Origin of the sequence: Pseudomonas koreensis (assembly GCF_025447595.1) — a bacterium.
GTDB classification, from domain to species: domain Bacteria; phylum Pseudomonadota; class Gammaproteobacteria; order Pseudomonadales; family Pseudomonadaceae; genus Aquipseudomonas; species Aquipseudomonas koreensis_H.
The window spans coordinates 343782-364984 of sequence record NZ_JAOEJU010000003.1 but is presented as its reverse complement, the minus strand read 5'-3'; the positions used below and the strand labels follow the sequence as shown (position 1 = coordinate 364984).

Sequence of the window (21203 nt, the reverse complement as noted above, 5' to 3'; positions counted from 1 at the left end):
GACTAGTCGTCGGCAGCGTCAGATGTGTATAAGAGACAGAGCAAGCTCGCTCCCACAGGGTTCTGTGTGTTCTCGCCATCGTCGCGCGACGCCGGCATCGAGGCCGAACAGGTCGAGGACGCGGCCGAGGCTGTGGTCGACCATTTGCCCCAGGCTTTCGGGGCGGGCATAGAAGGCCGGCACCGGCGGGGCGATGATCCCGCCCATCTCGGTGACGGCGGTCATGTTGCGCAGGTGGGCGAGGGTCAGCGGGGTTTCGCGGGCCATCAGCACCAGGGTGCGGCGCTCCTTGAGGGTGACGTCGGCGGCGCGGCCGATCAGACCCGACGAGGTGCCGGTGGCGATCTCCGCCAGTGTCCTCATCGAACACGGCGCAACCACCATGCCCAGGCAACGGAACGAACCGCTGGCGATCCCGGCGGCCACGTCATCGGCGCGGTGGTAGTGGCTGGCGAGGGCGGTGACGTCGGCCAGTTTGTAGTCGGTTTCGTGGGCCATGGTCAGCAGCGCGGCGCGGCTGATGATCAGGTGGCTTTCGATGTTCAGCTCGGCCAGCAACTCCAGCAGGCGCACGCCGTAGATGAACCCGGACGCGCCGCTGATGCCCACCACCATCCGCTGACGGTTCACGATGGCAGACCTTCGAGCAGTTGCCGGGCGCGTTCGAGCACGTCTTGATCGAGCTGCGCCTTGATCCCGTCAAACCCCGAGCCGCGTGTGGCATCTAGACCCATGCGCGAGGTGGTGCCATTGACTGAGGACGACGGGTCCAGCGGGCTGCCGGGCAAACCGTCGATGGTGAAAATGTCGAGGTGCGGCTGGAAGTGCGTGGCCAGCGCCCACAGCACCTGGCTGTCGTCGGTGAGGTCGATATCGCTGTCCACCGCGATCACGGTTTTCAGGTACGGATCCCAGCCGAGCAAGGCCAGCATGATCTGCCGGGCTTCGCCGTCTCGGCTCTGGTCCAGCGCCACGTAACAATGAAAATGCGTGCCGGAGTTCGGGTAATGCACGGCGGTGACGGCGGGGAAGCGCGCCTTGAGCTTCTCGCTCATTTCCGCTTCGCGAGGCAGCCGCGCCAGGGTCAGGTGCTCGGCGTAACGCCCGCCCATCACGTCCACCAGCCACGCGTCCTTGCGCCGCAACAGGGTGTCGACGCGCAGCACGTTGTTGGTCGAGCGGTCCGAGGAATAACCGCTGAATTCGCCGAACGGCCCTTCTTCGGCATAGGCCGTCGGGTCTATCGCGCCTTCGAGCACGAACTCGGCGTAAGACGGCACGCCGATGCCGTAGCGCGGGGTCTTCACCAGTTCCAGCGGCGCACCGAACAGCCCGCCGGCCACCGCGCGTTCATCGCTGCCATAGGGCAGGCGTGCCGCAGCGGCGAGCATGAACAGCGGGTGCGCGCCGACCACCATGGCCACGCGCAGTTCTTCACAGCGTTCGCGGGCGGTCTGCAACATCCGCCACAGGTGCCCGCGCGAGTGCAGGCTGGTGGCCAACGCCTGACGCGCATGACGCATCGAACGGTGGTAGCTCATGTTGGCGATGCCGGTCTGCGGGTCCTCGGCGATGATGATCGCGTTGGTGATGTACGGGCCGCGATCACTGTCGAAATGCTTGAGCATCGGCAGCAGTGCGAGGTCCAGCGCTTCGCCTTCGAACACCTCGTCGAGCACCGGGCCGGTTTCGACGTAGCACGGCGCGATTGGCTGGTTGGCGCGGGTCTGGAAGGTTTCGTGCAACTGCGCCGCCGTGACGCCGAACAGCCGGGCGATGCGCCGGCGGGAGGCGAACAGATTGGTCGCCACCGGCACGCCGAGGTTGCCGACGTTTTCGCAGATCAGCAGCGGATCGCGGCCCTGGGCGGCGAGGGCATCGACCAGGGCGGTGACGTCCTGGTCGGCAGAAAGGGGTTGGGTGATGGTCAGCACATCGTCCGGGTACTGGCGGCGATAGGCGTCGATGAATACGTGAAAGTCCTGAGAGTCGCCGAGCGTCGAACGGGTCATGGTTTCACCTCGTAAAAAGCAGGCGCGCAGGGGTGAGGCTGGCGTTCGATCGACAAGCCGTTGGCCTGCCGGTCGAGCGAACGCCGGGTCATCTTCGCGCCTGTAAAGTCGCTGTGTGGCCTGTCGTGACACTGATCCCTGTGGGAGCGAGCTTGCTCGCGATTAGGGCAGCACATTCAAAATCAATATTGGCTGACCCGACACTATCGCGAGCAAGCTCGCTCCCACAGGTTTTGTGTCTATAGATAGGTCGTGGTCAGACGAATGTCCGCCTCGGCCAGATCCTTCGGTGGCGGGGTCGGTTCGATCCCGCACAACCGGGCGATGTTGTTGCCCAGGTAATCCTCAAGGTGATCTTCGTCGATCCCCAGGCCCTGCGGCGCCGGCGAGCACAGCACTTCCAGCTCGCGCAGCCACATGCCCGGTTCGTTCGGCGGCGAGTCGGTGCCGAACACGATCTTGTTGCGCGGCAGTTCCTTGGCGAACTCGACGATCCGCGACTGGAAGCACCAGCCGGATTCGCAGTACACGTTCGGCGTGTCCATCGCCATCCAGAACGCCTCGAACGAGTAGTTGCCGCCGGTCTGGATGCCGAAGTGACCGATGATGAAATTGACCATCGGGAACTCGCGGATGATCGGGTAGAACATCGTCGGAATGGTGTATGGGCCGTCGCCCGTGTGGATCAGCACCACGATGTTGTACTTGGCGCAGACTTTCATCGCCGGACGCAGCCAGTCGAGTGCGCGATCCGGGCGATAGCCGTGCATGTTGGCGTGCAGCTTGAGCATCTTGAAGCCGTATTCCTTGATGTGGAATTCCAGCTCTGCTGCACCGTTTTCCGGTCCCCAGCGCGGGTTGAAGTTGAAGTTGCCGATGAAGCGGTCCGGGTACTTCACGCACAGTTCGGCGACGTACGACATGTAGTCGCGCACGCCCTCGCGGCCACGGCGGTTGCCGTCGCGATAACCGGTGTTGCCCGGTGGCGGCTGGATGAAGCCCATGTCGATTCGGCGCGGCTTGCCGTTGATCATGTACGGGCCGTCCATCAGCTTGAGCATGCGCTCGCCGGTGAACGGTTCGCCGGTGTGGCGCCAGGCCTCGTCGACCAGGTTGGTGGGGTGCAGATGGGTGTCGATGATCATCGGTTCAGCTCCTGGCCAGTTGGGTGGTGACGGGGCGCTTGAGTTGCGCCTCTGCTTCGGAAACGGAACGCGGCGGCGGGGATGGCTCGAGGCCGATCATCCGTGCGGTGTTGTTGCCCAGATAGTCTTCGAGGGTGTCCTCGTCGAGGTTCAGACCCTGCGGCGGCTCGTGGCAGAGCACCTCGAGCAGGCGCAGCCACATGCCCGGCTCGTTCGGCGGGGTGTCGGTGCCGAACAGGATCTTGTGGGTCGGCAGGACCTTGGCGAATTCGACGATCCGCGATTGCAGGCACCAGCCGGATTCGCAGTAGACGTTGGGCAGCTCCATCGCCCACTGCATCGGTTCGAACACATAGACGCCGCCGGTCTGCACGCCGAAGTGGGCCATGATGAAATCGACGTTGGGGAATTCCTTGATCATCGGCACCCATTCCGACGGGATGCTGTAAGGCCCGTCGCCAGTGTGCAGCTTGACCGGAATGCCCAGCTCGGCGCATTTCTCGAAGGCCGGACGGACCCAGTCCAGCGCACGGTCAGGCCGGTAGGCGTGCATGTTGGCCTGCATCTGCACCATCTTGAAACCGTGTTCCTTGACGTAGCGCTCGATCGCCTCGACGCCGTTTTCCACGCCGCAACGCGGGTTGTAGACGAAGCAGCCGATGAAACGGTCCGGGTAGGTCTGGACCATTTTCAGGGTGTAGGCCATGTAGGCGTCGATGGATTCGCGGCCCGACAGTTCGCCGTCGGTCCAGGTGTAGATGGTGTTGCCCTGCGGCGGCTGGATGAAGGCTTTGTCGATGCGGCGAGGCTTGCCGTTGACCATGTACGGGCCATCCATCATCTCCAGCAGACGCTCGCCGGTGAACGGGTCACCGTCATGCCTCCAGGCGAGGTCCACGAGATCCGTGGGATAGCAGCTGATATCGATGATCATTGAAGTCGATCTCCTGATAGCGGGGAAGGGAGCCTTGCGGCTCACAGCATCCACGTCCCGGGCAATCGGCCGTTTCTATGCGCAGCACTCGCGCATTCCCTCGCCTGTTCGCATCCGGCCCGGGTGGGTGGTTGCTTGAGGCGAGTATTGGAAGGCGGGGGAGGGTTCGTACAATATTAATTGGGTGGGGTGGTGATACTTGTTCGATATGGTTTTGGTTTTTTGTGGTGATAGTGATGGCCTCATCGCGAGCAGGCTCGCTCCCACAATTTGACCGCATTTACCCCGTTGGAATGCCGCCACCCGTGGAAGCGCGCTTGCTCGCGAAGGCGTCAGAATTGTGTATGCAAAGCCAGCTGTTTGATCGCATCAACAACAGGCGCCACCCGCTCGGCCTGCCCGTGGGGCCAAACCGCATAAAGATTGTAATGCGCCGCAATCTGCGCCTCGTTCAACGCCACCAACCGCCCACTGCGCAACGCATCGGCAGCCAGCAATCCACGCACCAGCCCCGCGCCGACACCCGCTTCGGCCGACGCAATCAGATTCGCCGCATTATCGAAAATCACCCGCGCCGGCGGTTCGGTCGGTGTCATCCCCGCCGCATCCAGCCACGGAATCCACGACCTTCGCGTATACCCCAACAACGGCAATTCAAGAATCTTCGCCGGGCTCAGCGGGACCTGCAAACCATGCCGCTCAAGCAGTGCAGGAGACGCCACCGCCAACACCCGATCCCCGCAGATCTGCGCCATTTCGCAATCGTCCCAATCGCCATAGCCATAGCGCAGCGACAGGTCCACCCGTTCGAACGTGCTGCGATCACTGCGCGGCATCGACAGGATTGTCACTTCGTAATCCGGCAAGCCGTCGAGCAACTGCGGCAGGCGCGGATTGAGCCAGCTCTGCGCCAGTTCACTGTCGACGTCGAGGGTCAGGCGCTGGGCCACGCTGCGGTTTTTCACCGAGGACAAGGCGCGATCAATCTGCGCCAGACCATCCGACAGCACGCTGGCAAACAACTGCCCCGCGTCGGTCAGGTTGCTGCCGCCGCCCTCGCGCACGAACAGCGGCTGGCCGATGAATTCTTCCAGCGCACGGATCTGCTGGCTGATTGCGCTGTGGGTCAGGTCGAGCTTGCGCGCGGCGCTGGAAAAACTGCCGCTGCGTGCTGCGTGGATGAACGCGCTCATGGACTGCACCGACGGGTATCGCTTGTACATGTTGTTAGTCCTGCTTACACCGGTTGGCAGAAATCGTCGCTGGCCGCGCGTTGCCGGGGGTTCCAATAATCGGTCACCAGGCCCGCACAAAGACGGGCCGCTCTTTTGGAGCCTGACAATGATTGCATTCACGGTAAACGGCGAACGACGCGAGCTGGATGAGGCGTCCCCCTCCATGCCCTTGTTATGGGTATTGCGTGATCAGTTGAAACTCACCGGCACCAAGTTCGGCTGCGGCATGGGCCTGTGCGGTGCCTGCACCGTGCACCTGAACGGCGTCGCGGTACGTTCCTGCCAGTTGCCGCTGGCCGCCGTCGCGGGCCACAGCATCACCACCATCGAGGGCCTGTCGACCAGCGAAAACCATCCGCTGCAACTGGCCTGGGTCGCCGAAGATGTGCCGCAATGCGGCTACTGTCAATCCGGGCAGATCATGTCCGCCGCCGCGCTGCTCAACACCGGCGCACCGGTCAACGACGACTCGATCCGCAACGCGATGTCCGGGAATATCTGCCGCTGCGGCACTTACGGGCGCATCAACAAGGCGATCAAACGTGCGGCGAATGCGCCGAAGGAGGCGTGATGAGCCTCATCGACGGCACTCTTCATGAACCCTCGCGTCGGGTGTTTCTCAAGCAGGCGGTGACGGTGGCGTCCGGGCTGGCGATCGCGCTGTACCTGCCTTCCGGCGCGGCAGCGACTGAAGCGAAAACCACGGCCACTGAATTCGAACCCAACGCCTGGGTGCGCGTGCTGCCCGACGGCACGGTGAAACTGGTGGTGCACAAGCACGATTCCGGCACCGGCACCCAGACGGCTTTGGCTGCGTGCGTGGCCGAGGAACTGGACGTGAACCCGATGACGGTGCAGGTCATCACCCCGGAAGACCCGTTCTTCGAAACGTACATTCATCCGGTCTGGAAAGTATTTTCCACCGGTGGCAGCACCAGCGTGTCACTGGAATACGATCGCCTGCGCATGGCCGGCGCCACGGCGCGGGCGTTGCTGATCAGTGCAGCGGCGCAGCAGTGGAATATCAGCCCCGACAGCTGCTCCACCGAAGAGGGCCGGGTCGTGCATGCGTCGAGCAAACGCAGCCTCGGCTACGGCGAACTGGCCGGCGCGGCGGCGCATCTGCCGGCCCCGGCCAACGTCACGCTGAAGGATCCGGCGCAGTTCAAATACATCGGCAAGTTGCGCCACAAACGCGATGCGGCGGCCAAGGTTTGCGGGCGCTTCAAGTACAGCATCGACGTGCAGTTGCCGGGGATGCTGGTGGCAGTGATTCAGCGAGCGCCGGTGGTAGGCGCCAAGGTTGTTGCGGTAGATTCGGCGGCCGCGTTGCAGGTGCCGGGCGTGCGCAAGGTGATCGCGATTCCCGGCCGTCCGGACGTGCTCGGCGGCAACCTCGAAGGCGTCGCGGTACTGGCGGAAACGTTCTGGGCTGCGCAACAGGGACGCCAGTTGCTGGAGATCAAATGGAGCGATTCCCCGCTGGCCGGTTTCGACAGCGCCGAGCTGGCCAAAGCGCAGATCGCGGCGATCAGCGACCCGGCAACGCAAACCGTCAAAGCCATGGCCCAGGGCGATGTCGCCGGGCAATGGCCGGGTGCGGCGAAGCTGCTCGAAGCTGATTACACCATGCCCTACAAGGTGCAAAACCCGCTGGAACCGATCTGCATCACCGCGCAGGTCAAGGACAAGGCGATCACCTATTGGGGCGGCGTGCAGGTGCCGTCGTCGGCGCTGGAAGCGGCGCAGACCGTGTGCGGCATCGGCAAGGACAAGGTCACCATTCATGAACTGGTGTCCGGCGGCAGCTTCGGTGCGCGGGAAGCCAAGTACTGGCTGTTCGAAGTGGCGTATCTGGCGCAGAAGACCGGCATGGCGGTGAAACTGCTCAACAGCCGCGAAGACGAAATGCACGCACTGTTCAATCACCCGGCAACGCTGCATCGGGTGAAAGGCGCACTGGATGCCCAGGGCAAATTAACGGCGTTGCAACTGCATGCGGTGTCGCCGGCCTCGCCAGAACAGTGGGAACCGGGCTATTTCGAGCGGCCGGATCACATGGATTACAGCACCACCGAAGCGATCACCGCGTGGGACTTCGCCTACCGTCCGCCGCACCTGGAACTGAATTGGGTCAAGCACGAAAGCAACGTGCCCAGCGGCTGGTATCGCTCCGTAAGTTTCATTCCCAACGTGTTTGCCGTGGAAAGCTTCATGGATGAACTAGCCCATGCGGCCGGCAAAGATCCGCTGGCTTTCCGGCTGGCCAACATGCAGGAGCGGCCACGGCATGTGGCGGTGCTGAAGCAGGCCGCCGAGCGCGCCGGTTGGGGGCAGAAACTGCCGCCGGACACGGCGCTGGGGATCGCCACCAATCAGGGCTACACCAGTTTTATCGCCGTGGTGGCGCGGGTCGCAAAAGTCGACGGCAAGGCCCGGGTCGAGAAGCTGACGTGTGTGGTCGATTGCGGTCTGGCGGTGTCGCCCGGCGGGGTCGAGGAGCAGATTTACGGCGGTTTGATGTGGGGCCTCGGGCACGCGTTGTTCGACCGTCTCGACATCCAGCAGGGCAGGGTGGTGCAGAGCAACTTCCACGACTATCGCGTTACACGGATGTCGGACATGCCGCCGGTGGACATCCTCGTGCTCGATGGCCAGCCGGACAAACCGGGCGGCGTCGGGGAGTTGGGCAGCCCCTCGGTGGTCCCGGCGATTGCCAATGCGCTGTTCAGCCTGACCGGGGTGCGTCAGCGTTCCACGCCACTGAACCTGGGGTAAGCCGCCATGGACCTGCGTTTGCTGCGGTACTTCATGGCCCTGGCCGATGAGCTGCACTTCGGCCGCGCCGCCGAGCGGCTGCACATCTGCCAGCCGCCGCTGAGCCAGCAGATTCGCTTGCTGGAGGAAGAGCTCGGCACGCCGCTGTTCGAGCGCAGCCACCATCGGGTCGAGCTGACAGCGGCGGGGCAGATGCTCAAGGAGCAGGCGCCGCTGGTGTTCGAACAACTCGAGCGGGCGCTGGACCTGACCCGCCAGACCGGGCGCGGGCAACTGGGTGAGCTGGAAATCGGCATGATCAGTTCGGTGATGGTCGGCGTGCTGCCCAAGGCGCTGCACCTGTTTCGCGAGCGCTACCCGCAGGTCACCTGGCGCCTGCATGAGATGACCCCGGCGGCGCAGGTCAAGGCGTTGAAGGAGAAACGCATCGACGCCTGCGTGTTCCGCGTCGGTTATGACGACCCGCAGTTGCGCAATGAATTGCTGATCCATGAGCCGATCCATGTGGTGATGCCGCAGGATCACCCGCTGGCCCGGCGCGAGGTGCTGGCGCCGGCTGATCTGGCGCAGGAGCCGTTCGTGGCGCTGGAGTTGAAGCAGTCGCGCTTCGCCAATTTTCTCTATCAGTGCTGCATTCAGGCCGGGTTCACCCCGCAGATCCGCCAGCAGGTGATCGAGGTGCAGACCTTGCTCAGTCTGGTCCGTGCCGGGTTCGGTGTGGCGCTGTTGCCCGCCTCCATCGAGCAACTGGCGCCGGCCGGACTGGTGTTCCGGCGCCTGACCCCGGCGCTGCCGCAAGTGCCGCTGTACGCGACGTATCGGGCGGACGATGCCTCACCGGTGCTCAAGCTGTTTCTCGATACGCTGCGGGAACTGGTCGATATCTGAAACCAACACTCAATCCCTGTGGGAGCTGGCTTGCCAGCGATTGCGGATTTCCATTCAGCTGAAGTGCTGAATGACCCACCGTCATCGCTGGCAAGCCAGCTCCCACATGTGGTTGGGTATGGCTGCAAAAGTGATCGGCACGATCATGGATGCCTGCGGTCGTAATCTTCACATGCGCGAACTTGTGGAGAGCCAATGAGCCGGGACGTCCTGACCACCGAAACCAATCGCCGCCAGTTGCAGCAGATCATCGCCGGTCTGTCCGACGGGGTGATTCTGCTGGAACTCGACCAGACCATCCTCTGGGCCAACGAAGCCGCGCTGGCGATGTATGGCGTCAGTCGCATCGGCGAGTTGGGCAACAATGCCGCAGAGTATGCCGAGCGCTTCAACCTGCGCTATCGCAACAACCACACGCTGACGCCGGAGCAGTATCCGATCAGTCGCGTGGCGGCGGGGGAAACCTTCAGCGATGTGCTGGTCGAAGTCACCCCGCACAGCGATGAAGAACGCACCTGGGTGCACAGCGTGCGCAGTATGGTGCTGACCGATCGCGACGGCGAGACCGAATCGCTGGTGCTGATCATGAGCGACGTCACCGATTGGGCCAACGCCGAGCAGCGTTTCGAAAAGACCTTCAACGCCAACCCGGCACCGGCGGTGATCTGCCGTCTCAGTGACTTGCGTTACATCAAGGTCAATCCGGGGTTCCTGGAGATGACCGGCTACACCCGCGATCAAGTGATCGGCGCCTCGACTTATGAGCTGGACATTCTCGAACAGGCCGAACGCAAGGAACTGGCCATCCAGCGTCTGCGGGATGTCGCGACCATTCCGCAGATGCAGGCTGAGTTGCGTCTGCCGGACGGCGGCAGCAAGCAGGTGATCGTCGCCGGCCAGCCGTTGGTGCTCAACGACGAAGATTGCATGCTGTTTTCGTTCGTCGACATGGAGCTACGGCACAAGGCCGAAGTCGCCCTGCGCCAAAGTGAAGAACGCTTCGCCAAGGCCTTTCGCCTGACCCCGGTGCCGATCCTGATTTGCAGCGCCGACGAGCAGCGGCTGATCGACGTCAATCAGGCTTTTCTCGATACCCTGGCGTACGAGAGCGACGAGGTGCTCGGCAAGACCGTCGCGCAACTGGATTTCATCGATGAGCCGGCGGAGCGCGCCAGGTTGCTGGCGGCGCTGGAGAAGACCGGCCGGGTCGATCGTGTCGACATGCGGATCCGCAGGAAAGACGCCGAATTGCTGGAGTGCGCGGTCTCTGCCGACACCGTCAATATCCAGGACACGGTGTGCTATCTGCTGGTCTTGATGGACATCACCGAGCGCAAGCGCACCGAGCTTGAGTTGGTGGCGGCGATTGAGGAGGTAATGAAGGATGCTTCGTGGTTCAGCCGTACGCTGATTGAAAAACTGGCCAATGTGAAGAAGGTCAATTCGCCGCAACTGCCCAGCGTTTCATTCACCGATCTTACGGCTCGCGAGCGTGATGTGCTGGGGCTGATCTGTGAGGGGCTGGCGGACAAGGAGATTGCTGCGCGCTTGAAATTGGCGCCGAACACGGTGCGAAACCATGTGGCGACGGTGTATTCGAAGCTGGATGTGCACAGTCGCAGTGAAGCGATTGTCTGGGCCCGCGAGCGTGGGTTGTTTTCGGGGGGCGGTCGGGGGCAGCGGTAAGGTGCAAATGCACTAGTTCATGGGGTGCAAATTCGGGTGTTTGATCGGGCGGGGTGTTCTTAGTCTGGTGAGGTGCGATGCATTTTTTTCCCGTGATCGCGTGCCCTTTTGAACCTGCTAATGGATAAGCCCCCTTATGAATGAATTGTTTGTCGTTGAGTCTCGTTGTGCGGAGCTGGCGCGATGATTTATCTGGCGCAGTTGCGGGCTCGGCTTGAGCGTAGTTTTTCGCCGTTGGCTTGTGAGTGTGTGGTGGATGGGGATCATTCGCTTACGGTGAAGCTGTATCACCCGGCTTCCGGGCAGGTTGATCTGGTGATTAGCGGGTTGAGTCTGGATGCGTTGCGTACTCCTGAGGCGGTGGATGCTTTAGTAGATGAGTTGCGGTATGAGCTCGAGAGTAATTCTTTGCGCTCGCCGGGGTGAACTTGGCGGCCTCTGGGCCGACCAGGTTCATGGGTTTTGTGGGTGAATATCCGTTGCTTCGGGGGCTGCTGCTGGCGGTTTCGCCCTTACGGCGAGTCACCTTTTCCAGACGCCGAAAAGGTAACCCAAAAGGCTTTACCCTGACGTACGGCCCTCGCTGTGGCTCGGGTTCCTTCGCTCCGGGATTGATCCGGGGGCATCGCCTACGGTTTGCTTCGCTGCACCTCCTCTCGATGTGTTTGGCTTCGCCAAACGGTCGCTGCGCTCCCACCCCCGGATCAATCCCTCCACTCAGCCTGCCGACGGGCCCTGCGATCAAAAGCTTTACTCGAGCTAACGCTCATCGTGGTGAGTGGGGCGGCTCCGCCGCTTGATCTTCTGTGGGAGCGAGCCTGCTCGCGATGGCGGCCGATCAGTCGACGCATTCACTCGATATTTACTCATCCCGAAAATCGACAGCAAATCCTGCCAGTTCGAGCCATTTCACTGGCACTTGCAGTCCACTGGTCTATAAGGAATGAGTGGTTCGGTTTCCATAACCGGGCGTTGTCCTGCTCGGCGACGGGAGTTTTCTTCCATTCATCGCGGGTCATCCTATGAACAATCCTGGGAAACGCGTGTGCTCTTCGTTGTTGTCGGCTTTTGCTCTGGTGCTGCTCAGTGGCTGTGCCAGTCCTCCACCCCCTCCGCCAGCAGCACCGCCTCCACCACCTGAGCGGACTTGTCAGGTCATGGAAAACACCGAGGTCGCTGGTGATGCCTATGCCGACGGGCAAGTGACTCGACACATCACCAAGACTCGTTGCGTCACTCAATAACGCACGCGCCGTTGAAGGCGCGGGTCGAGTGGATTGTGCTGGTGGCCGATCTGGTCGGCACGGCGGTGTTTGCGGTTGAAGGCGCGATTGCGGCGATGCGCAGTCAGCTCGATCTGCTCGGGGTGATGGTGATTGCGTTCATCGTCGCGCTCGGTGGCGGGGTGACGCGTGATCTGTTGATCGGTGCGACGCCGCCCAAGGCTGTGGCTGATTGGCGATACCCTGCGCTGGCGTTTGCCATGGGCGGGGTGGCGTTTGTTTTTCATGAGCTGGTGCTGGGCTGGTCCGGTTCGACGCTGATCGTGCTGGATGCGGCGGGGTTGGCGCTGTTTGCCGTAGCCGGGGCGCAGAAGGCGTTGAATTTCGGGATCTCGCCGTTTGTGGCCATGCTGATGGGCACGATTACCGGCGTCGGGGGCGGGGTGCTGCGTGACATTGTGCTGGCGAGGGTGCCGGTGGTGTTGCAGGCGGATTTGTATGCCAGTTCGGCGTTTGTCGGCGCGGCGGTGTTGATCGTCGGGCGCAGGCTGGGCGTTTCGCCGGTGGCGGCTGCTTTGCTGGCGGGGGCGGCGTGTTTGTTGTTGCGGTTGTTGTCGGTGCATTTTGGCTGGCAGTTGCCGAAAGTCCTCGATGCCTGATTGAAACACTGACCCTGTGGGAGCGAGCTTGCTCGCGATAGCGGTGGTTCAGCCCATGCAGATCTTGACTGTACTGACGCAATCGCGAGCAGGCTCGCTCCTACAGGTTTGAGTCAGGACAGGAAGCCGCCGTCCACGTTCAGCGAAACGCCGGTGGTGTAGCTTGAGGCATCGCTTGCCAGGTACAGCACCGCACCGGCCATTTCGCTCGGGTCGGCTACGCGCTTGAGCGGGATCTGCGTCAGCGCCTGCTTCAGGATCGCGTCGTTTTTCACCAACGCCGAAGCGAATTTGGTGTCGGTCAGGCCTGGCAGCAGGGCGTTGCAGCGGATGCCAAACTGCGCGCATTCCTTGGCGAAGACTTTGGTCATGTTGATCACGGCGGCCTTGGTCACCGAGTAGATGCCCTGGAAGATCCCCGGCGAAATGCCGTTGATCGACGCCACGTTGATGATGCTGCCGCCGCCGTTTTCGCGCATCAGCTTGCCGGCTTCCACCGACATGAAGAAGTAGCCGCGGATGTTCACGTCGACGGTTTTCTGGAAGGCGCCGAGGTCGGTGTCCAGCACGTTGCAGAACTGCGGGTTGGTCGCGGCGTTGTTGACCAGGATGTCCAGGCGCCCGAACTGTTCCTTGATCCCGGCGAAGACCTGGCTGATCTGTTCCATTTCGCCGATGTGGCAGGCGACCGCTGTGGCCTTGCCGCCGGCGGCGATGATGGCGTCGGCCACGTGTTGGCAGCCTTCGAGTTTGCGGCTCGAAACGATCACATGGGCGCCTTGCTGGGCCAGTAGTTTGGCGATGGCTTCACCGATGCCGCGGCTGGCGCCGGAGACGAAAGCGATCTTGCCGTCGAGGTCGAACAACTGAGTCTTGGACATGGGATTCCCTTGTAGTGAGCCTTGTTATAACGCCGTCATCAGAGGCTGGATTTGGCAATGACCTGCAGGCTCATCTGCTCCAGCAGTTTGTTCATGTGAATGAACTGCGCGAAGCGTTTGTCCTGGGTCTGGCCATGGAAGAAGCGGTAGTAGATCTGCTGCACGATGCCGGCCAGGCGGAACAGACCGTAGGTGTAGTAGAAGTCGAAGTTGTCGATCTGGATGCCCGAACGCTCGGCGTAGTAGTCGACGAATTCGCGGCGGGTCAGCATGCCCGGCGCGTGGCTCGGCTGGCGGCGCATCAGTTGCACCGGTGCCGGGTCGTCGGCCTGGATCCAGTAGGCGAGGGTGTTGCCCAGGTCCATCAGCGGATCGCCGAGGGTGGTCAGTTCCCAGTCGAGCACGCCGATGATCTGCATCGGGTTGTTCGGGTCGAGGATGACATTGTCGAAGCGGTAGTCGTTGTGGACGATGCTGGAGGTCGGGTGGTCGGCCGGCATCTTGTCGTTGAGCCAGGCTTTGACCTTTTCCCAGTGCGGTGCGTCCGGGGTCAGGGCTTTTTCGTAGCGTTCGCTCCAGCCCTTGATCTGGCGGGCGACGTAGCCTTCAGGCTTGCCGAGGTCGCCGAGGCCGCAGGCGTTGTAGTCGACCCGGTGCAGTTCGACGAAACGGTCGATGAAGCTCTTGCACAGTGCCTCGGTTTTGGCCGAGTCGAAACCCAGTTCCGGCGGCAGATCCGAGCGCAGGATGATCCCCTTGACCCGTTCCATCACATAAAACTCGGCGCCGATCACCGAGTCGTCGGTGCAGTGCACGTAGGCCTTCGGGCAATACGGAAAGCCGTCGCGCAACTGGTTGAGGATGCGGAATTCGCGGCCCATGTCGTGGGCGGACTTGGCCTTGTGGCCGAATGGCGGACGGCGCAGGACGAATTCCTGGTCCGGGTATTCCAGCAGGTAGGTCAGGTTCGACGCGCCGCCGGGAAACTGGCTGATCTGCGGCGTGCCGGTCAGGCCCGGAATGTGCGCCTTGAGGTACGGATCGATCAGGCTGGCATCGAGTTCTTCGCCAGAGCGGATACGGGTGGACTGGTCAGTAAGCGCCATGCTTATCCCTTCTGCTTATTTTGGAGGCCAGACATCATTGGCTAATCTAATGGCGCGCTCGGGTCGTCACAAGCGCGGTTCGGTCTTATAGGTTAGCGTGTTGGACGATAATCACCTTTGGGAATGTGCGCGGCGGGCCGCTGGCGACTAAGGTTTAGCGCGTATGCCTTGTTCACGAAGGAGCTTTGAAATGGGCTGCCCGCAAGTCTGTGCCAGCGCCACCCTGCAATGCAGTTTCGGCGCCGCACCGGCGGTGCTCAACGTGCTGCCGGTCAACCGCACGCTGACCGGCGGGATGCCGGCGGCGAACATCATGGATCACATTCCGCTGGTCAACGTCACCACGTTCGGCATGTGCATGAGCATGGCCAACCCGATGGTCGCGGCTGCCACGGCTGCGGCGCTGGGCGTGTTGACGCCGATGCCATGCATTCCGGCGACCGCCACGCCGTGGATCCCCGGCGGCGCACCGACCCTGCTGCTGGGCGGGATGCCGGCGATCGATGCCAACAGCACGTTGATGTGCAACTGGGCGGGGGTGATCAAGATCGTGATGCCGGGGCAGATGCAGATGTTGATTCCCTGATTCTTGCATTGAGTGTGCTGGCCCCATCGCGGGCAAGCCCGCTCCCACAGTGGTCGGTGTTGTTTACACAATTGCATTCACGACGCAGACCCTGTGGGAGCGGGCTTGCCCGCGAAGAGGCCAGTCAATACAACCTTAAAAATTTCAGGCCTGCTGGGGATCCGTCCATTTGCGAAACCACCAGCGCACCCGGGAAATTGGTTTGCCGTCGGCATCCAGCGGCCGCCCGTCCTCGGCAAACCCCTGTTCCGGTTCCATCAACTGCCCATTCAGATAACGCGCATCCACCGCCGGTTTGCCGTTGGGGTGAAAGCGCTGATAACGCCCCTCACGCACACCCTCACGATAGAACTCGGCCTCCGCCACTTGCCCGTCGGGAAAGTAATTGAACGCCTCGCCATGCAACAGCCCGCGCCGGTAGGTGGCCTTGCGCTGCAACCAGCCTTCGGGCGCGTAGAAACTGGCGACGCCTTGCAGCTTGTCACGCACAAACGGCATCTGCGCCGAAACCTTGCCGTTGGGATGATAGAGCAAGGACGTGCCCTGCAATTCGCCCTGGCTGTAATTCAGGTCCGCCTGTTTGCGCCCGTCGTCCTTGATGTTCAACGGGCCATCGAGTTGACCGTCCTGCAAACGCCCCTTGAGGCATTTGTCATCCTGCTGCAGATCCAGCGGTGTGATCGCCATGGCTTCTCCTTGTCAGTTGACCTGCACCAGCCCGCCCTTGATGGTCAGCATGCCGCCGCCGTCCACGGTCTGTGATGCCGCGCCCTTGTTGGTCAGGCTGATGCCGGCGTCGTTGGTCAGCGTGGTTCCGGCCTTGTTGTCCAGCGAAGTGCCGGCCTGATTGGTCATGGCGGTGCCGGCCTTCTGGGTGATCGAGGTGCTGGCGGAGATCGCGAGATCGGCGCCGCTCTTGATCGTGAAACTGCCGCCACTTTGCAGCGTCAGGGTGCCGCTGACCTTGATCGTCAGGTTGCCGTCCACCGTCAGGCTGTAATCGCCGGTGACCTTGTCGGTGTAGTTGCCGCCGGTGCTGTGGTTCTGGTCGGCGCCGACTTTCACGGTGCGGCTGTCCTTCACATCGAGGCTGTCGCTGCCGGTCTGGATCGTCACGCTGCGTTTGCCTTTCTCCAGCGTCACGGTCTCGTCGCCGTCCTTGACCGTGCGGGTACGGGCGTTCTGCACTGTGAGGGTTTCGTCGTGACCGACCGTGGCGGTGGTGTCGTTGAGCACGTTGATCTTCAGGTCTTTCTGCGCTTGCAGGAACACCTCCTCGGCGTCCTTCTTGTCCTCGAAACGCAGCTCGTTGAAACCACCGCCGCCCTTGGACGATTGAGTCTTGATCCCTGACTGGGTCTGGTTCGCCGGCAATGCATAGGGCAGGGCGTTGTCGCCGTTGTACACGCAACCGGTGACCAGCGGCCGGTCCGGATCGCCGTCGATAAACGTCACGATGACTTCCTGACCGATACGCGGCACGAACTGCATGCCGAAACCCTTGCCACTCCATGGCAACACCACGCGCACCCAGCAGGAACTGGTTTCATCGTTCTTGCCGTCGCGATCCCAGGGGAACTGCAACTTGATCCGGCCGTATTCGTCGGTCCAGATTTCTTCGCCGGACTTGCCCACGACGATGGCGGTCTGCGGATGCATGCGTGGCTTGGGCGTGTGGCGTTGCGGGCGAAACGGCGTGGCCTTGGGGATGGCTTCGAAGTGGTTGCGATAGCTTTCGTGACTGACGTCATGGGTCACCCGCGTGACGACCCAGTCGATGTTCAGGCTCGCGTCTTCGTGGCCGTCGAGGGTGAACCAGTGCCCTGGTATCAGCCAGCGACAGTCGCTCTCGCCAACGAAGCGTTTCTCTTCACTGCGCAAACCGTCGACCCGCTGCTTGGTCAACGTATCGCCCCGAGCCTTGGCGTTGTAACCGCCGGGATGCTCATAGATCGAACGCGGCCCGGCCACGGCCTCGGCCTGGCCGTAGAGTGAGGTGGTCGGTGTGGTGAATTCGTAATCCGTCGCCTTGTATACCCCGGCCACGGCTTGCAGACACACCTGGCCTGAGCGGATGCCGTGCAACTCGCGTTCGCCCATTTGCTGGCCCAGATACTTGACCTTCGGCCCGTTGGGGATCTGCACAAAGGCGTCGTTGCTGTCGCCCAGCACCAGCGTGTGCTTGCCGTCCTCGTGGGTGAAGAACCAGAAGATGCCTTCTTCTTCCAGCAGCCGCGAGACGAAGGCAAAATCGGATTCGCCGTACTGCACGCAGTATTCGCGTGGGGTGTAACTGCCGGTCAGCGAGAGTTTGAAATCGGTGAAACCGTGGGCCTTGAAGATCGTGGTGACGATGTCGGAGGTGGCGAGGTTCTGGAATACGCGGTTATTGCTGGCCAGGGTTAGCCACCAGAGCCATGGCCTTAGAACCACATGATAACGCTCGGCGGTGGCGTCGGCGGGGAGCTGGCGGATCTCGGCGACCAGTGCGTCGAAGGGGCGGAGTTGGGCGTCGTTGTGCAAGGTGGTGGTGACGTGGGTAGCGATGGCGCTGGTCAGGGTTAGAGACGTGCCGTCGTTGAGACCGTTGAGGGTTTGTTTACCCAGCACATTGAGCGCTTCATCGCCGGACAATGACTCAGGATAAAGCACCGACAGCGAGGCAGCGGTGAGGGATAGGGTGGTGTTGGAGTCGGTGGAGCGGGGCATCGACGATCCTCTTTGACAGTGCAGGGTGAACTCAACCGGTGACGTCAAACAGAATAGGTCGGTGGTCGGGGCCAGACATATCGAATACTTGCGCCAGCCCGGTGAGGTCAACAGGCGTAACAGTTACATCCGCCGACGCCAGCACCCAATCGAGAATTCCGCCCTTATTCTGCGTTTGCAGGCCTCCCCAGCATTCATAGGCAAGTCCGGCGCTGTCGAGTTCGCCAACGTTCTTGTAGTCGAGGTTCAGATCCCCCGTCGCCACCCACTTACCGCCCAGAGCGGTGCAGGACTTGAGCTGGCTTTTGGTGACCCCGCTTTGTCCGGATTTGAAGTGCGCCAGGAACACGTAACCGGTATAGCCCCCGACACCATGCACTTCCACGGCGATCAGATCCCTGTTGAGGGCAAACAGGCTGCCTTGGCTGATTACACGCAGTTCTTCAAAGCCTTTGACCATGACGATATAGCCGTTGGAATAGCCTCCCGTGAAAGAGTAAACGTTGTAGGAAGGGTATATGGCCGCAAGGTTCTGTCGGTAATTGTCGATTTGCGCCGAATGTATTTCGCACAGGAAAACAATGTCGGCGTTCCAGCAATTGCTTGAGCAACAGTTGTAGACAAAAACATCGACCTGAGTCTGTTTGTCCAACGTTGAGGACTTGCCGTTTTTTTCGACATTGAAGCTTCCGATTCTCATGACAAGGACCTTCTTTGCTGCAAAGCGTTTGTCATCCGGCTGATTTATTTCAGGCGTGGTTGTTCAACGTTTTCAATGTCTCCTTGGTAGGCCGCAGTTGGTTCATTTCGTTGTTGATGGTGGGGCAACGGGTGAACGCCACATGTTTTTTTCGCCCGGCATGGCTGTCGATCGTAGACACCGAGAAGCGCAGGCCTGAGAGATCGGCTCCATATTCGGGAACCTGAAACTGGTTGTCGGTGATGTTGAACGACCATGTCGAGCCGTTGTAGTGACTGAGCCAGGATTTGGCATCGAACGGGAGCACTGTGGTGTTGAACCCGGGGGTGACCAGTGTTCTGAGGTGAGCGAAAATTTCATCGTTGAAATGCGCGTCAGTGAGTTTGAACTTCACCTTGTCGCCGTAACCGGCGCTCTTGATGTCCTTACAGCCATTTCGCTCGTTAGGTGCCCAGTAACTGGACAGTTCGAGTTTTGCCCCGATGGCCTGGAGCGCCGCCCACCAGGTGGCATCGCCGTTGAAAGGTCGGTTCTTTTCCATGGTTGATTCAGGATCGTCGTTGCGCTGCTTGCCCTCCATGCCTGGAAAACCGCCGAACACCGGGCTGGTGCATTCGACGAACAACCTGGAAATATTGGCGGAAACGGTTTCCGTGGCCAGTCGATCAGCCACCCCGTTGGATGTCCGCGCGAGACCATTGAGCAACCTCTGTGCCTCAACCATACCCAGCAGACTTTTCACCAAGGTGATCTCGTTATTGCACTGGACGATGTCCTGGAACTTGGTGTTGAGTGTCGTGCGGTTGGCTACAGCGGGGGGACCATCGGTCAACTGGCTGTAGTTGAGGATCACCGCCGTCTGGTAATACCCGAGCAGGCTGCCAAGGCAATAAAAATATTTCCACGGCAGCACGTGGTGGAAGGTCCATTTATCGCAATCCGGTGTTCCGCCACTGCGAGCGGCTGGCAACTTCACGGTAAATACATACTCGGCCACGTCACGCACTCCCTTGAAAGCCTATCTCTTGAAAAGGGGACTGAAAAGGGGACGGATTTATTTGTCTGGCAAACGGCCAACATTCATCCGTCCCCGTGGATACGTCCCCTTTGACTCAGTCACTTCCCAGCATTTTTAGCCTCAGCCGCCTTGGCCTGCTGCCACATCGGAATCGCCTTGAACGCCGTCACCATGTCGTAATCCAGCGCCACCGGTTTCGCGCCTTGTGCGGTGTTCGGCCCCATCGGGGTCTTGCCGTCGCGGCTCTGGAACCAGCTCATCCAGAGTTTCGACCCGGGTTCGGCCATGACCAGTGCCGCGTCAGGATCGCTGCCTGACAGTGGCGGATCGATGGTTTGCGGTGGGTAGCTGGAGGTGGGCAGCAAGAAAGCGGTCATCGGATACTGGGCGCTGCTGTGGCAGCCCAGGCATCCAGCGCTGGCCAGTCCGGCCGGGAAGTAGTGCGATCCGGTCCAGGCGGGAGTCACGACGGCGCCGTCATTCGGGCCTGACAATCGGCCGTCCCATCCCAGGGTGGAAACCGAATAGGCCGGCGATTTGGGATTGACCCAGTTTTCGCTGAGTTTCTGATTGACCGTAACCGGCGGCGTCAGCGCCGTAGGCGCTGTGTTGATGACGTCCGGGTTGCCGCCCCAGGTGGCGCCCAGCGGAATCATCTTGTCCCAGGCGTCTTTACCCGGCGCGTTCTTGTCGTAGACCAGCGTCGAAAACACCCAACCGGTTTGCGGGGACGCGACGCTGTCCTTGACGATGATGTCGAACTGCATCAGCGACACATTGGTCATCGCCGGTTGCGTGGTGGTGCCCTTGAAGTCTTTGCCGACGCACTGTGTTTTATTCAGCGCGCTGCCGTTGCTGGTGTTTACCGGTGCGTAGATTTCCCATTGGGCGGCACCTTCCATGGGGGGCCAATCGCTGCCACAGGCACTGACCATCGCGAATTTGATGATGACGCTGCCTTCGGCAAACTGCGTGGTGCTCGTTTCCAGCACCGGATTCATCGCGCGTTCAGGGGTTTTGCCCCAGATATCGCCGAGGGTTTTCGCCGCGCGGGTGTCGTACAGCGTCAGCACATACGTGGTCACGGGCAGGGTCTGATCCGTCAGCGTGCCGGCGGGAAAACCTGACCCGACATACACACCACGAATGGGCTCACGCTCTATGCCCAGCCAGATCGAGTCGTACCAGCCGCTACCCTTGTAGTTCCAGTTCGCGTAGTCGTAGACGATCTTGCGCATGTCAGGCGAGACGTAGTCTTTGAGTGCCTGAACGTAGGCACCGGCGTTGGCCTGGGTGATCTTGCCGTTGCCGGTGGTCTTGCTCCACGGGAATGAAGTGCCAGTCGGCAACTTATCCGGATAATCATGGCTGAGCGTGAACAGCGGCCCCTTGTAATCCGGCGGCGGGGAAATCGCCGAGGTCAGAAAGGGGTCGATCTGCAGGTTCGCGTCATTGAGCTTTTCGACCGTGGAGGTCAGGAAGGACACCTTGCCCACCAGTTCGTCTTCCGAATGTCGAGTGTCCGCTTGAGCGGACAACGGTATTGCGATACAGGCGCCCAGCAGACTCATCGGGTATTTCAGGCTTTTTTTCATGACATTATCCTTGTCAGTTTTGGAAGAACGCCTTCCTTTCATCACGGT

General features: G+C 61.3%; 19 protein-coding genes. 7 read left to right on the top strand and 12 right to left on the bottom strand.

What is annotated here, in order from left to right:
- Positions 1-18: 18 nt before the first annotated feature.
- The 5 genes from N8H71_RS07450 to N8H71_RS07430 form a co-directional block, all read right to left on the bottom strand.
- The gene (locus N8H71_RS07450; RefSeq protein ID WP_262193497.1) at positions 19-615 is read right to left on the bottom strand and encodes a UbiX family flavin prenyltransferase; all 597 of its coding nucleotides are present in this window, start codon (positions 613-615) and stop codon (positions 19-21) included.
- A gap of 11 nt (positions 616-626) precedes the next feature.
- Positions 627-2012 (bottom strand): UbiD family decarboxylase, encoded by a 1386-nt coding sequence (locus tag N8H71_RS07445; protein ID WP_262193484.1) that lies wholly within the window; start codon positions 2010-2012, stop codon positions 627-629.
- Positions 2013-2251: 239 nt separating this feature from the next.
- Positions 2252-3157, bottom strand: a complete 906-nt coding sequence (locus N8H71_RS07440) for an amidohydrolase family protein (protein WP_007952854.1) — start codon at positions 3155-3157, stop codon at positions 2252-2254.
- A 4-nt stretch (positions 3158-3161) separates the two neighbouring features.
- Positions 3162-4091, bottom strand: a complete 930-nt coding sequence (locus N8H71_RS07435) for an amidohydrolase family protein (protein WP_007952852.1) — start codon at positions 4089-4091, stop codon at positions 3162-3164.
- 332 nt (positions 4092-4423) lie between these two features.
- Complete coding sequence (locus N8H71_RS07430) at positions 4424-5314, bottom strand: LysR substrate-binding domain-containing protein (protein ID WP_262193483.1); 891 nt, start codon at positions 5312-5314, stop codon at positions 4424-4426.
- A 118-nt stretch (positions 5315-5432) separates the two neighbouring features.
- Here N8H71_RS07430 and N8H71_RS07425 point away from each other — a divergent pair, with 118 nt between their 5' ends.
- The 6 genes from N8H71_RS07425 to N8H71_RS07400 all read left to right on the top strand — a co-directional run bounded on the left by N8H71_RS07425 (position 5433) and on the right by N8H71_RS07400 (position 12560).
- Complete coding sequence (locus N8H71_RS07425) at positions 5433-5897, top strand: (2Fe-2S)-binding protein (protein WP_262193482.1); 465 nt, start codon at positions 5433-5435, stop codon at positions 5895-5897.
- A complete protein-coding gene (locus N8H71_RS07420) occupies positions 5897-8104 on the top strand; it encodes a xanthine dehydrogenase family protein molybdopterin-binding subunit (protein WP_262193481.1) in 2208 nt (735 codons plus the stop codon). The genes N8H71_RS07425 and N8H71_RS07420 overlap by 1 nt, the downstream gene beginning before the upstream one ends.
- A 6-nt stretch (positions 8105-8110) precedes the next feature.
- Complete coding sequence (locus N8H71_RS07415) at positions 8111-8992, top strand: LysR family transcriptional regulator (RefSeq protein ID WP_207983135.1); 882 nt, start codon at positions 8111-8113, stop codon at positions 8990-8992.
- A 195-nt stretch (positions 8993-9187) separates the two neighbouring features.
- A complete protein-coding gene (locus N8H71_RS07410; RefSeq protein WP_262193480.1) occupies positions 9188-10678 on the top strand; it encodes a helix-turn-helix transcriptional regulator in 1491 nt (496 codons plus the stop codon).
- Between the two features lie 183 nt (positions 10679-10861).
- The gene (locus N8H71_RS07405) at positions 10862-11104 is read left to right on the top strand and encodes a DUF1652 domain-containing protein (protein WP_262193479.1); all 243 of its coding nucleotides are present in this window, start codon (positions 10862-10864) and stop codon (positions 11102-11104) included.
- A gap of 802 nt (positions 11105-11906) precedes the next feature.
- Positions 11907-12560, top strand: a complete 654-nt coding sequence (locus N8H71_RS07400; RefSeq protein WP_262193478.1) for a trimeric intracellular cation channel family protein — start codon at positions 11907-11909, stop codon at positions 12558-12560.
- A gap of 113 nt (positions 12561-12673) precedes the next feature.
- On the opposite strand, the gene N8H71_RS07395 is transcribed toward N8H71_RS07400, so the two are convergent.
- Positions 12674-13441 (bottom strand): SDR family oxidoreductase, encoded by a 768-nt coding sequence (locus N8H71_RS07395; RefSeq protein ID WP_085687598.1) that lies wholly within the window; start codon positions 13439-13441, stop codon positions 12674-12676.
- Between the two features lie 38 nt (positions 13442-13479).
- Complete coding sequence (locus N8H71_RS07390; RefSeq protein ID WP_262193477.1) at positions 13480-14547, bottom strand: phosphotransferase family protein; 1068 nt, start codon at positions 14545-14547, stop codon at positions 13480-13482.
- Positions 14548-14737: 190 nt separating this feature from the next.
- On the opposite strand from N8H71_RS07390, the gene N8H71_RS07385 reads away from it, so the two are divergent.
- Positions 14738-15133 carry a DUF4280 domain-containing protein gene (locus tag N8H71_RS07385; protein ID WP_007958887.1) on the top strand — a complete coding sequence of 132 codons (396 nt, stop codon included), beginning with the start codon at positions 14738-14740 and terminating at the stop codon, positions 15131-15133.
- Between the two features lie 144 nt (positions 15134-15277).
- On the opposite strand, the gene N8H71_RS07380 is transcribed toward N8H71_RS07385, so the two are convergent.
- From N8H71_RS07380 to N8H71_RS07360, 5 genes are all read right to left on the bottom strand, one after another.
- The gene (locus N8H71_RS07380) at positions 15278-15820 is read right to left on the bottom strand and encodes a toxin-antitoxin system YwqK family antitoxin (protein WP_262193476.1); all 543 of its coding nucleotides are present in this window, start codon (positions 15818-15820) and stop codon (positions 15278-15280) included.
- A gap of 12 nt (positions 15821-15832) precedes the next feature.
- Positions 15833-17842 (bottom strand): type VI secretion system tip protein VgrG, encoded by a 2010-nt coding sequence (tssI, locus tag N8H71_RS07375; RefSeq protein ID WP_262193475.1) that lies wholly within the window; start codon positions 17840-17842, stop codon positions 15833-15835.
- Between the two features lie 31 nt (positions 17843-17873).
- Entirely contained in the window at positions 17874-18542 is a 669-nt protein-coding gene (locus N8H71_RS07370) for an endonuclease/exonuclease/phosphatase family protein (RefSeq protein WP_179694523.1), read from the bottom strand.
- 49 nt (positions 18543-18591) lie between these two features.
- Positions 18592-19539 carry a hypothetical protein gene (locus tag N8H71_RS07365; protein ID WP_179694524.1) on the bottom strand — a complete coding sequence of 316 codons (948 nt, stop codon included), beginning with the start codon at positions 19537-19539 and terminating at the stop codon, positions 18592-18594.
- Positions 19540-19658: 119 nt separating this feature from the next.
- Positions 19659-21155, bottom strand: coding sequence for a hypothetical protein (locus N8H71_RS07360; protein ID WP_262193474.1), 1497 nt, complete (start codon positions 21153-21155; stop codon positions 19659-19661).
- Positions 21156-21203: the final 48 nt, after the last annotated feature.